The 11,934-nt window shown below is 61.1% G+C and carries 11 protein-coding genes; 2 read left to right on the top strand and 9 right to left on the bottom strand.

All coding sequences use genetic code 11. The features are described from left to right. Nucleotides 1-250: 250 nt before the first annotated feature. Complete coding sequence (locus tag E2E27_RS05895; protein ID WP_181443587.1) at nt 251-1,696, top strand: PQQ-dependent sugar dehydrogenase family protein; 1,446 nt, start codon at nt 251-253, stop codon at nt 1,694-1,696. A 127-nt stretch (nt 1,697-1,823) separates the two neighbouring features. Here E2E27_RS05895 and E2E27_RS05890 read toward each other — a convergent pair whose 3' ends face one another. The 8 genes from E2E27_RS05890 to E2E27_RS05865 form a co-directional block, all read right to left on the bottom strand. Then, nucleotides 1,824-2,327, bottom strand: coding sequence for a hypothetical protein (locus E2E27_RS05890; protein ID WP_234036208.1), 504 nt, complete (start codon nt 2,325-2,327; stop codon nt 1,824-1,826). Between the two features lie 150 nt (nt 2,328-2,477). Further along, nucleotides 2,478-2,792 carry a hypothetical protein gene (locus E2E27_RS05885; RefSeq protein WP_141458086.1) on the bottom strand — a complete coding sequence of 105 codons (315 nt, stop codon included), beginning with the start codon at nt 2,790-2,792 and terminating at the stop codon, nt 2,478-2,480. Nucleotides 2,793-3,082: 290 nt separating this feature from the next. Next, nucleotides 3,083-3,352 carry a hypothetical protein gene (locus E2E27_RS05880; protein ID WP_141458085.1) on the bottom strand — a complete coding sequence of 90 codons (270 nt, stop codon included), beginning with the start codon at nt 3,350-3,352 and terminating at the stop codon, nt 3,083-3,085. A 199-nt stretch (nt 3,353-3,551) separates the two neighbouring features. Continuing rightward, entirely contained in the window at nt 3,552-3,719 is a 168-nt protein-coding gene (locus E2E27_RS18660; RefSeq protein WP_181443586.1) for a hypothetical protein, read from the bottom strand. A gap of 98 nt (nt 3,720-3,817) precedes the next feature. After that, nucleotides 3,818-5,101, bottom strand: a complete 1,284-nt coding sequence (locus E2E27_RS05875) for an amidohydrolase family protein (RefSeq protein ID WP_181443585.1) — start codon at nt 5,099-5,101, stop codon at nt 3,818-3,820. Continuing rightward, on the bottom strand, nt 5,098-6,459 hold the full coding sequence (locus tag E2E27_RS18655) for an amidohydrolase family protein (RefSeq protein ID WP_181443584.1): 1,362 nt from the start codon (nt 6,457-6,459) through the stop codon (nt 5,098-5,100). Before E2E27_RS18655 ends, E2E27_RS05875 begins: the two co-directional genes overlap by 4 nt. Before the next feature lie 98 nt (nt 6,460-6,557). Continuing rightward, complete coding sequence (locus E2E27_RS05870) at nt 6,558-7,358, bottom strand: LytR/AlgR family response regulator transcription factor (protein WP_181443583.1); 801 nt, start codon at nt 7,356-7,358, stop codon at nt 6,558-6,560. Between the two features lie 357 nt (nt 7,359-7,715). After that, the gene (locus E2E27_RS05865) at nt 7,716-9,083 is read right to left on the bottom strand and encodes an amidohydrolase family protein (protein ID WP_181443582.1); all 1,368 of its coding nucleotides are present in this window, start codon (nt 9,081-9,083) and stop codon (nt 7,716-7,718) included. 247 nt (nt 9,084-9,330) lie between these two features. Between E2E27_RS05865 and E2E27_RS05860 the strand changes: the two genes are divergently transcribed. Next, nucleotides 9,331-10,716, top strand: coding sequence for a serine hydrolase domain-containing protein (locus E2E27_RS05860; RefSeq protein ID WP_199799091.1), 1,386 nt, complete (start codon nt 9,331-9,333; stop codon nt 10,714-10,716). A 420-nt stretch (nt 10,717-11,136) separates the two neighbouring features. On the opposite strand, the gene E2E27_RS05855 is transcribed toward E2E27_RS05860, so the two are convergent. After that, the gene (locus tag E2E27_RS05855; protein WP_141458080.1) at nt 11,137-11,910 is read right to left on the bottom strand and encodes a sulfite exporter TauE/SafE family protein; all 774 of its coding nucleotides are present in this window, start codon (nt 11,908-11,910) and stop codon (nt 11,137-11,139) included. Between the last annotated feature and the right edge of the window lie 24 nt (nt 11,911-11,934).

Raw genomic sequence — 11,934 nt, 5'->3', positions numbered from 1 at the left:
GCGGGGAGCAGGTGGCAACAATAAAAGAATTGCTCGCTTCGACTATTGAGCAGGTGGCTGCAATCCTGCGCCGGGAATTTGAGAGGCGAGTGCACCAGGCGTTGGGATTGCTCCCTGCTCCAGCCAGCTCTACTTTTATTTTTACAGAGGCGGGCTCCGCCACGTGGCTTTGAACCAGCCGTTAAAGCATTGGCAAACATCTGATAACCTGCGTTTAACCCTTGCTAAGCGCATTCGCCGATGCCAAACAATGGTTCTCTCAGGGGGAGACGAAAAACAAATGGGTCGCGTTGCTTCGCGGAGGCTGATCGCCTCCCTTCTAGTGCTTGGTGGACTGTCCAGCTGCGGCGGTGATGATAGCGGTGGTGGTCAAGTCCCTGCTCCAATCAACAGAGCCCCATCTTTCACCTCGGCAACCACCGCTTCGGTAGCCGAGAATTCCAGCACGCCGTTCTATAACGCCGCTGCCACAGATGCCGATGGCGATACGGTCACGATTGCAATTACCGGCGGAAGCGATTCCGCCGCATTCTCGTTCGTCGGAGGCGCGCTCGGCTTCGCCAGAGCACCGAACTTCGATCAGCCTACCGATGCAAATCTCGATAACACCTACGAAGTCACATTGACCGCAACAGACGGCAAGGGCGGATCGACCAGTCTGGCCTTGTCGGTGCGGGTCACAAACGACCGCGAGGGAGTCAATTTTACTCGGCTGACTAGCGGCCTTGGAACCGATGCGGTGATTGCCGCGCGCACAAGCGGGTCTGACGGGCTGATCGTAGTCTCGCAAGACGGCTCGGTTCGTGAGTTCTTTAGCGGGAGCGGGTCGGGCAATTTGACTGGTAATGTCTTCAGGTCCGGGGAGACCGGACGTGTGCTCGCAGTTGCCCACTTCAATGGATATGGTGTGGCCATGCTCCACATCACGGGAGTGGGGGTAATCGTGCGGACCATTGTCCTCCAAGACTCCGTCTTGCAGTATTCCGTTTCCGATGTCCTCGCTGGACCCTCCACCGAGGCAGCGCGCGGCACCCTCTTCATTGGCGGCGACGGCTTTCTGTTCGGCGCACTGGGCGATCCTTCGGGCAGTTTGGCGCAGGATGTTACGTCGGGTTACGGCAAGCTCTACCGGGTTCAGGTCGATCCGTTCTGCGGCGCCTCGGTCGGTACCTATTGTATCTTTGCAGAACTGTTCGGAGACGGGATTCATTCCCCGGCCGGGGGGGGTGGCTATGCCTCTCGCAGCTTCCTGCTCGACAGCGGCACGGACCAGCAAGAGGAAGTCAATTACTTCTTCCAAGATGCGCGCCCGCTCGATTTCGGCTGGCCATTTCGCGAAGGCACCTTCGCCCGGGTTGCCAACCCGCCGGCAGCTGTGAACGGTCCGTCCATCACCTACACATATGGGAATGGGTTCTTTCAAGGGGAAAGAATGACTGGTGGGCTCCACTATACCGGTAGGATCGCCAGTCTCGATGACCGAATCCTGATCACCGACCGAAGCGGAAAGATTTTCGCTTTCCGAGCCGGGTTCCTGAGTGATGGCATATTGCATACGGCGAACGAGATGGAGAACCGAACCGCTGATTTCGCCCCCGCAGACGGAGCAATCGAACGCCCTGCCGCGATCGTGCGCGATAGAGCCGGTCGTCTCTTCGTACTCGACGCCGACGGCGAGCTTTACTTGGCTAGCTGAGCGCAGAGTTGGTGAGCGCCGCACGCAGAAGGACGGCTCTTGGCGAAAATCTCATCCGAGTTGTCTGTCCGATATTCTGTGCGAGCCGCGCTGGCTGTGACGTCCGGATGTGGGTGGAAGGCGGGCGTTAACGCGTCGCGTTGATATTCGAGGATACGAAGTCGAGTATGGCGGCAAGCTCATCACCCGACCGGCGCGTTCCAACCGCATGCAGCACAATCGGGACAACAAGCAGTAGCCCGGTTATGCCAACAGCCATTGCCTTTTCGGCACTGGTTATATCAGGTGCCCACCCGTTGCCGATTAGGACAGCACCAACGAGCGTGAGAAACAGATACCACACGAAATAGAAACCATAGACCCAAAGTGGCGCACGATACCGCAGTTCCAAACTCGACCCGCTCGCGACATCCCGAAGCCGACCGGCAAGGACAGGCTTCGCATTATATTCGAAGGGCGAGCTTCTATACTGTAGCCGAACGTTGCCCAACCAAACTCCGCCTACGACGCCCATTGCAAAAGGCCAGAACATTGAGCCAGCGGCATCGTTAATGCGTTGGGCTGCTGTTTGCGCAGGCAATGGAGAGCGCAGGTGTAAGCGTTGCCCAGTAAAGTAGTCCATGAGGCGCATTCCGCGATTATGCGGAGGTCAGTGAATATCTGCAACGGGGTCGGTTGCTTACCGGCGGGAATTTTTCAGCATGCGGGCAAAGCCGCCGTGCCGCTTTCGGGGTCGAGCCGGGGTGCCGCTTACGACCGGTAATGGGTGGAATTCCGACATTCAGCCTTTGCGGCGGGCGAAGAGTAGAATGGCAACGTAGGCGCAGATCAGCAGAGCGGCCTCCAATACTATCGCCGTTCTGATTCGCTCGCGCTGTCCAGCAAGAAAGTCTGAACCTGACTGACCAATAGCGTTGTGGCCGAAGCTATAGTTGAGGAGTGTCAGGCCCACGGCGACCATGAAGACAACAGTGACAAACAACGCAAGCTTGGTCGCTCTATTCATTCCATGAGTTTGACCGAAGGCACGAATGTCCGCAACGGGGCCGATTGCTGAATGGCGGGTTTTGGGAAAAGAACCCGCAATAGCCGCCATTCGCGGCCTGCTTTAGACGATGTGGGCTGCCCACCCAGAACCAGTCACTCCCGATCAGAGGAATGAAAGTCTGCTTCCGCCAGAAGCCGCCGGGCGGCTTCCGGAATCAGGCCTCGACCGCCGCTCATGACCTAAGGTGGATACAATTCCGCCACTTGCATGAAGGCCTCTCAGGGTCATCCTTGCGCTAGCATCGAAGACATTCGACCCTCAACTTTTGTTGCTCGAGAACAGACAGCTGCTGGCAGCGCCTTGATTGAGAACTATAACAAAAGTCGGAATTCGGCCTCTCAGCATGACGCCTCTTCCCGCGCCAACTTGCCTGTCAGCAGCAAACCTAGCAGACCGACACATGCACCCAGAATGCCCACTGCGGCCAGGCCGACCTGAGCGATGCCGATACCGCTAAGCAGGACGCCGATCCCTTCGCCGAGGTACAACATCGAACCATTGAGAGCAAAAGCGATCGTGGCGGCGTCGCCCGCATTTTTCGCGATGTTCGACTGGATGATGGGAGAGGTCGCAAACAGTGCTGCCGGGCCCGAGATCATTGCGATCACAAGCGCGGGGAGTGCGAACCAGCCGAGATCGAGTTTCAGCCCGACGAAGAAAACGACTGAGAAAGCACCGTGCTGGTTAGCAGGATGCGCAAAGCCAGCCGGGCCCGGTAGCGGTAGCGCTGGATCGAGCGGTTGCTGAGATAGGAAAGCCGAAAGCCCAAGCCCAAAACGTGCTCATTGGCATTGGGCGAATGATTTCTCACCCGAAGGTTCCGTGCAGTAGCAGCAACATCGTCGTCAGCAAAAGAAGTGATGCACCGAGCAACATCAACTGGCCGCGCTTTTCCTTCGACGATCGCGCCGCTACGATCACTGCCGCAATGGCTCCTATTCCGAAAGCACCGATAACGAACGGCCAATAGTTCATTCGCATACTCCTAATTTGAAGAGTGATCGGGGCGACAGGTGGACCGGCAACAACCGGTCCGGGTAAACAACAATCGCAATTTGGGGCGGCTGCGACGTCTATTCCTTTCCGGTTGCGCTCGGATCACCTCCCAGTATTCCCAGGTTCACCGGGATGCCTGATTTGTATATGTCGCTCCATTGTTGGAATACTGCGATGTCTTCTGCGGGATTTTTCCGAATGACCACGAAGTCGGCCGGACAGCCGACCGAGAGCCCGCAGGGCTTGTCGAGCCCGGCCCAAATTTCAAGCGTGCCCGAAGTGGCCAGCGCCAGCAGTGTCGATCCGTCGAAAGCCCCGATTCCTTGCCAATAGGCCAACTCGTCGAGCGCGGTGAGCCCGTTGAGGTCGGCACCCGGAACGAGCGCGATCCCGGCTGCATGCATCGCCTGCAACCTCGCCCGATGCGAGGCTTGCAATGCAGCGATCTGCTTTTCGTTGCGTCGCGAGGACGGCGGTGCCCAGCGCTCCATCGCCATCTCGCGCGCGAAGGTGGGCACCACTGGAATCCCGCGCGCGGCGATCTTGGCCAGTAGCTGCGGCGGAAGCGGATCAGCGATGCGATCGTAATCGGGGGCATGGGCCAGCAGATCGGCTCCAGCCATCAGGGCGGTTTCAACGTCTGCCGCGGTCTGGACATGCGCAACCATCTTCAACCCGTCGGCATGTGCCAGACGCGCCACTTCGATCGCGACCTCTGTCGCGAGCCCGTTATCTCCGTCGAGGATGATCTTGATGAGATCGGGATTGGTCCCGCGAATTTCGGCCCATCTGGCTCGGGCATCGGCGATTGATCCGAGCGCGAAATAGACATTTCCTTCAAGCAGCCGGCTGCCCCGGATACGCTCGCGCTCCGCCTGCGTAGCGCGCCACCAGTTCAACCCCATAGCGAGTGCTTCGTAATAGGGAATCGGATGCCCGCCGGGCGAGGTAACCATGGCTCCGGCAAACAGCACGGTTGGCGCGCCGCCCTCCAGCGCTCCACGCGCCGTCTGCAATTCAGCAACCGGCCCGCCCAGCGACAGCACCGTGAAGATCCCGTCGCGCAGCCATTCGGCCGCGTCCGAGCGAGCCAGTTCAGGCGTGTCGAAGCCGTGGGCGTGGCCGTCGGCAAGCGGAGGAACGACAAAAGCCCCTTCGAGATCGATTGTGCGCGTTGCCCGGTCTACCCCCACGAACCGGCCATCGCGAACGAACCGGTCGCCGGCTACAAATCGCGAACCGTCCCACCACAAACCGCTGCGGAAGTGCGTGACCGGGCCACCCGCCTCGATTGGCGTGACGCAGGCGCACAGCAGCATGCAGTACAGAACGACGAGTGCGTCTTTCAGCTGGCGGATCATGGCGCGTCCTCCACGATCAGTTCCTGACCCTGCTTCTCGCGATGAAGAATGCGTTCGATGCAGGCGAAATCCGCCAGCGGATCGCAGGCCAGCGCAAGGAAATTCGCCTCGTAGCCCGGCAGCAGCCGCCCGATTGCGCGCTGCGGGAAGACCGTTTCGGGACCCGTGCGAATCCATGCCATAAGCCAGTCGGCGTCGCTCTGCACTCCGAGCCGGCGAAGATAATCCACCTCGTCACGGATCGGGCGCAGCTGGTCGGACCCCATCGCGATGCGCACCCCTGCCGCGCGCAGCGTCCGCAAATTGCGGGCCTGCAGCGCCTGAAGTGCTGTGGGCGTCCATCCCGCCTGCCGCCAGCGACCGTCGGTCTCCGCAGCGATGCTGGCGGTAGCAACGACCGCCACATTCCTGTCGGCAAGATCGGCTGCCAGTTCCGGGTCAATGGTGAAGTACCGCTCGCCGTAATTGCCCCAGCTCCAGCCGGGCAGATGCGTGATCTCGTCGACACCGGCGTCGAGGGCCACCCGCATGTCCGCCGCAGTCACGACATGGGCCGTGACATGCAGTCCGGCAGCATGCGCAAGAGCCACCGCGCGCGCAGCGACTTCGGGCGGCGTGCCGTGCGGCTTGTCACCAAGCTCGCCATTCGCATCATCGAAGATCAGCTTGATGAAGTCCGGAGCTCCTTCCAGAATCTCGGGCCATCGGCGCTCGAGCGCAGCGACATCGGGGACGAGGAAATAGGCCTTCCCGTCCAGAGCATCGGGCGCAAGGCCAGATATCCCGCTCAGCCGGGCATAAAGCTGCGTCGGATGGCTGCCCGCGCTGGTCAGCGAGCCATGCGACCAGACCGCGTCGATCGCGTCGGGCCGGTTGAACAGTGCCGCGTGGGCTCGCACCACCGGACCGACCGACGACGGGTTCTTGTAGTAGAACACCCCTTGCGACAGCAGCTCGTTCATGTGGCCGAGCGCCCAGGGGCCCTCAAGGAAGTGGTTATGGCCTTCCGCCAGCGGCGGGATGATCCAGCGGCCCTCAAGTTCGACCGTGCGAAGGTCCCCCTCGGGCCGTACCGAGACAAACACGCCGTCTTTCGCATAGCGGGTTCCGTGGACAAACCGCGGGCCATCGGGCCCCTCTTCCCACCACCAGGCATTGGTGTAGGCGCTAGCGCCAGCCTCCGGATTGCGCCGCGGCACGCGCAGGGGTCGCGGCTTACCTGCGGCGACCGGAGCCAGCTCACCCCACGGTACGACAGCAGGAGCGTCTCCTGCTTGGGCAGCCGCGGGTTGGGCCGTGCAGAGCGCTGTCGCCAGCAGGGCGGTCAGGCGGGGAAATGACAGTCGGATCGCTTTCATGCGATTTTGTTAAGCGAATCAGCAGCCTCACCGTGCGAAATTCCGCGAATGGACAGACCGCGTCCGCCAATGGTCGAAATTTGAGGGCAGTTGGAGCGCTAGATTGCGCGCTGGCGCAGCAACCGCGCGCCGCTGCGGCTGGCAACAGGCGAAGTGCCGTCGGACAGGTGCACACTCAACCGTCCGCTCCCCGCTGGCTCCAGCCGCTCGATCGCGTTCAGGTTGACGATCGCGGAGCGATGGATCCGGAGGAAGTGGTCGGGAAGTTGCTCTTCCAGCTCGTTGAGGCTGCGGCGCACCGTCAGTTTCCGCGCTCCGGTGCTCACCGCGACCTGCTCGTCTCCGGCATTGAGCGAGACGATCTCGTCGACCGCTATCCGGATGATCTCGTCGCCATCGCGTATGAGAAGATGACGTGGACCATCTTTCTCCGGACGGGCGTCGGCATTGTCAGTCGCAACCTTTTGCTCGGACATCAAGGTCGCATCGACGAGGGCGAACAGCACTGCAGCGGCGAGGAAACCTTGCAGCAGCTGCCAGCGAAACGCCGGCCCGCTGAAATCCGGGATGCTTCCGCCGCTGCGAAATCCGGCATTGGCCCATCCGAGGAACGATGCGACGACGACATACCACAGAACCGCAAATACCAACCCCGCCACGACCAGCGACATGAGTCGCGATGGCGTGCGCGCAATGGCAAACAGACGGACGAAAACCGGGCGAGCCAGCAACCCAAGCATCCAAAGAGCCCCGGCACTGCCCAAGGCATTAATCACCGTCGCCCCGGAGAGATCCAGTCCATCGGATACGAAAACCACAACATAGCCGAGCAGGAGTAAAGCGCAGAGGAACGACCACAATCGTTGATCGCGATGCGCAAAAAATCCAAGCGTTTGCATTGCGTTTTCTCGCTGACCGGATCGAAACATTGCCTCGGCCAGCCTCGCTAGCAGCTTGGCGATCTTGATGCCACGATGAAGGAGTGACCGACTGGTCTATTGAACATCGGACAGTGCCGATTTGCTGGAACGAATGTTTCGATTTGTGGGCTGTATCGCGAGCAGTTCGCCTGAATTCATATTGTCGGCTTACGACCCAGTTTAAGTCATTCACGATGATCAAACTCAACTTCCGCTTTTGCCGAGAGCAGACATGCGGCTTTCGTGATCACAGCTACATCCCGATGATCCCTGCAACTGGGCGGAAATCTGACGCAAGGCTGCAACATGCAATGGCACTGCACGCTTGTTGGGCAGTCACAGCCCAAGTGCGGCAACATCGATGCCTTGTGCCTCGAGCGCTTCGACGAGATGGCGCTGCGTGCGGGCGACATCGTGATCCGCAGCCTGCGCGAGCAACGTATCGAGCTGCCTGCGGTCCAGGTAGCGACCACCGGCGATTACAACGGAGATCGCTCTAAGCGCGGACAGGTCGGCCCCCGGATCGCGTTCAAGCAGGATCAGATCGGCGCGCAGACCCGGCGCGATACGGCCGAAAAGATTGCCCTCTCCCAAGGCTATTGCGGCATTCCGGGTCGCGGCCCGCAGAACGTCTGCTCGGCTGAGCCCTGCCCCCTCCAGCAATTCCAGCTCCTCGATCAGTGACGTGCCTGGCACGTTGGTGAAGATACCTGCATCGCTGCCTGCCACCAGCATCACACCTTCCTCGAAGAGCATCTTCGTCATGCGCTGGTAGAAGGCAAAAGCCTCGCGGTGGCGCGTCGGGTCCTCAGCCGTCCAGCGATCATATTCGGCCTGCGATTGCGCCACCAGCAATGGATTGATCCGCTCGGTGCCGGGCCGGTGGAGATAGGCTCCATCCGTCTCGGCTACCTGCAGCAGATTGTAGAAGGCCAGCAGCGTGGGATCGACCGCCACCCCCGCAGCCGCAATGCGCCGTGCCAGTTCCCGTCCAGCGTCTTCGTCATGCGCATCGCGCAGGCCGTGCCAAACGACGGATTCGGTGTGCTCGATCGTCACAAAGCCGTCGTCGAGCAGTTCCTCGAATGCAATCGCGAAAGGCTTGTCGTAAGGCACCCCCGGCGCGCGCAAGCCTTCGGGGGTGTGGCCCATGATCGTCATGCCGAGCAGCTTGGCTTCGTCGCGGATCGCCTCGTAGGCCTCGCGGGTGAGGTTGGAATAGACCTTGAGCCGGCGATAACCGGCAGCATGGTGCTGCCGCACCGCGGCGCGCGCTTCGTCCGCCGTGGTGACGATGTGGTGGTTGATCTGCGCGTTGGCGCCAAGGCTGTTGAGGATCGGTCCGGTAGTGATCAGCCGCGGGCCCAGCGTCGCGCCACGCGCGATCCGGTCGGCCAAGCGCAGGTGGAACGGCATGCCCGAGGCATTGCGGATGGTCGTCACCCCCGCGGCGAGATAGGCGCCGAGCGAGGCCTCGTCCCAGACATGAACGTGCATGTCGACAAGACCGGGCATGGCGATCCGGCCCGCGCCGTCGATGATCGCCACGCCCTCCTTTGAGCCCGCCTCGCCGGCGGGCATGACTGCGGCGATTGTCCCGTTCTTGATGAGGATCGCCATGTCGGGACGAACCGCGGCAGCATCCCCGTCAAGATCGAGCACCTGCACATTATCCAGCAAGTAGGTGCCGGAAGTGTTTGCCACGGCTGCGGAAGAAAAATGCGCCAGAAGAAGTGCCAGTCCTGACGTAAAAATTCTGAAATTTGACATTGTCTCTCGGCCTCCCGTCGCTTGTCTCAAACCTTCCTGAAAATCCCGTGTGACCTCGATGGTAACAAATGAATTTCCGGCTTGCACCTTGTGATTGGCGCAGGCGGTCTGCAAAAGACACAGTATCTCGACCGTTTATTGAAACCGGAGATATCAATTGCACAGGATGCTTCTGATAATTTTGGCTCTTCTGCCAATTGGCCTCAGCGCATCGGTTCCCCTCGACGCGGTGGAGGACTTCGTCACCACCGCCTGGCCCGAATCCGGGGCGCCGGGGCTTGCCTATGCAGTAATCGACAAGGGCGTGATCGCCGCCGGTGGGCGCGGAACCACCCTCGCCGGCGCAGGTGAACCGGTCACACCCGATACCCCATTCCTGATCGGATCTGTGTCCAAGAGCTTCACTGCGCTGGCGGTGATGCAACTGGTGGAGGCAAGGAAGCTCGATCTCGACGCGGGAGTTGGCACTTATCTCAATGCCTTTTCGGAACGGCCAGCCGGCGCGATTACCCTGCGCCAGTTGCTGAGCCACACCAGCGGCTATTCAACCGTGCAGGGCAATGATGCACATGCGGAGACCCTCGCCACCCATGCCGCGATGGTCGCGAGGTGGACCCCCGCCTACTCTCCCGGTGAACGCTGGGAATATTCCAACACCAACTACCACCTGCTCGGTGCGGTGATCGAGGCGGTGACCGGCGAGGATTTCGCCGACTATATCGAACGCCGCATCTTGGTGCCCATCGGGATGAAGCACAGCTTCGTTGCCCGCGGCGCAGAGCCTGACAGGGTGGCTCGTGGCCACCGTCCATGGTTCGGCGGTAAGCGCGCTTACACCGAACGCGAGGGCGGGCAGGTCGCGGCCCCGGCAGGAGGCATCTTTGCCAGCGCCAATGATCTGGCGCGCTACGCCGCGATCATGCTCAATGGCCGCGACGACATCATCAGCGCGGCGGGTAAGGCGGAGATGGTCCGCCCCGCCAGCCCGCAATCGCCCTTCTACGGACTGGGCTGGTTTATCGACCGGCAAGCAGGAACCGCAGCCCATAGTGGACTCGTTCCTGGCAGCGAGGCGCTGCTGACGCTGGTGCCAGCTGAACGCAAGGCGGTGATCGTGCTGATCAACGCCAATGGCGGCATCGGCTTTGCCGACAATGGAGTCTTGCTCAACGGTGTCACTGCTTTGGCGTTGGGGCAGGAATATCGCGGCGAAGGTTCACGCGTCTGGCCCAGGGCGACCTATGTCATGATAGTGTTATTGCCACTGCTGTTTGTCGCGAGCATGGGTTGGGCTTGGCATCGGCGCGAAAGGTTGCGGCGCAAGCGGGTGCAGGGGACGCCCGGGCTATTCAGCCTCTGGTTTCCGCTCGCTACAACGCTGGCGATGGCTGCCTTCCTGCTCGCCATCGTCCCCGGGTTCTTCGGCGGGTCGCTCAACACGCTGCTGCTGTATCAGCCCGATTTTGCTGCCTGCATGATCGCTGCGGCACTCACCGGACCGCTATGGGCGGTGGTGCGGCTGATGATTGCCTATCGGACATCGCCGTCATCAGCGCCTGCGCAATAAGGCGCAATAATGCTGCAATCCGCCCTCGCTGTTAAGACTGAGGTGTCAGCCAGCAGGCACCCGACCAAGATCGTGTCCGCTATTGGCGAAACTAGCCGTCCGGCGGGTCCTTTGGGAACGACTGCAAAGTCCCAGGTCCAGGCAAAGCGTCCGCTGGGATCCAATCGGCTTTCCGGTGCTCGCCAGGCAAGCTGCACTGACCGAAAGGGGCGCTCAAAGCGGTCGCATTCGGCGTGCAAAACATGCCCGACCAGCGCCCGCGACAACATTGCCCGTGCTTATGCAACTCGTCTTCAGCTTTAGCGGGTATCGCGAACCAGTTAAGGCGTTCAGCGATAGGCCAGCGCGCCAATGAGCTTGGTCACGCTCCCTAGGGCGCAACTGAGGATCAGTGCGGCATCCATGCTGGTTCTCAAGGCCCTAGATGATCGGCCAAGCCTTCCAGATGCTGAAGGCGCTGGTGATGATCAGCACGAGCGAGACCGCTAACAGCAGTGTGCGGGGCCTCACTCGGCTCGCCAGCAGCGCCCCGAAGGGCGCAGCGATCACACCGCCAATGATCAGCCCGATGGTGATTTTCGTGAAGGCCGCCGGGCCGAGCGTGAAGAGAAAGGTCAATGAGATCGACAGGGTCAGCAGGAATTCGGCGGTGTTGACCGTCCCGATCACCTTGCGCGGATCGCCGCCCTGGATCAGCAGGTTGCTCGTCACCACCGGCCCCCAGCCACCGCCGCCCGCCGCATCGAGGAAGCCCCCAGCGAGTGCAAGCGGACTGGTGTAGCGCGGATGTTCGAACCGCGGCTGCGACATCCGGATCGCACGCCACAGCAGGTAGAAGCCGATACCAGTGAGATAGAGCATCACGAAGGGCTTGGCTGAAGAGGCATCTATGTTCGAGAGCAGATAGGCCCCGCCGATCCCGCCCAACACCCCGAAGGGCACCAAGCGCCGGAACAGCCCCCAGTCGACATTCTTCTGCCACATGTGGCTGATGCCGGATGCGCCGGTGGTGAACATCTCAACCAGGTGGACGCTCGCCGAAGCGCTTGCCGGGGGCACGCCCATGGCGCTCACCAGCAGCGTCTGGGTGGTGACACCGAAGGCCATGCCCAGCGCTCCGTCGATCATCTGGGCTATGAAACCGATGGCCAAGAAGGGCAGGAGATCAAGAAAGAGCGGGATGAGGTCGGGCATGAGGCATGTCCTCTCTGCGAAATG

The sequence above is a fragment of the Porphyrobacter sp. YT40 genome (assembly GCF_006542605.1).
In the GTDB taxonomy this organism is placed as follows: domain Bacteria; phylum Pseudomonadota; class Alphaproteobacteria; order Sphingomonadales; family Sphingomonadaceae; genus Erythrobacter.
The sequence above is the reverse complement of the archived record's forward strand: the minus strand, read 5'-3'. Positions and strand labels throughout refer to the sequence as shown.

Excerpts from the sequence above, each read along its gene's own strand:
- E2E27_RS05895 (WP_181443587.1), top strand. The coding sequence starts at position 251 with ATGGTTCTCTCAGGGGGAGACGAAAAACAAATGGGTCGCGTTGCTTCG.
- E2E27_RS05890 (WP_234036208.1), bottom strand. The coding sequence starts at position 2,327 with ATGCGCCTCATGGACTACTTTACTGGGCAACGCTTACACCTGCGCTCT.
- E2E27_RS05885 (WP_141458086.1), bottom strand. The coding sequence starts at position 2,792 with ATGGCGGCTATTGCGGGTTCTTTTCCCAAAACCCGCCATTCAGCAATC.
- E2E27_RS18660 (WP_181443586.1), bottom strand. The coding sequence starts at position 3,719 with ATGAACTATTGGCCGTTCGTTATCGGTGCTTTCGGAATAGGAGCCATT.
- E2E27_RS05875 (WP_181443585.1), bottom strand. The coding sequence starts at position 5,101 with ATGATCCGCCAGCTGAAAGACGCACTCGTCGTTCTGTACTGCATGCTG.
- E2E27_RS18655 (WP_181443584.1), bottom strand. The coding sequence starts at position 6,459 with ATGAAAGCGATCCGACTGTCATTTCCCCGCCTGACCGCCCTGCTGGCG.
- E2E27_RS05870 (WP_181443583.1), bottom strand. The coding sequence starts at position 7,358 with ATGCAAACGCTTGGATTTTTTGCGCATCGCGATCAACGATTGTGGTCG.
- E2E27_RS05855 (WP_141458080.1), bottom strand. The coding sequence starts at position 11,910 with ATGCCCGACCTCATCCCGCTCTTTCTTGATCTCCTGCCCTTCTTGGCC.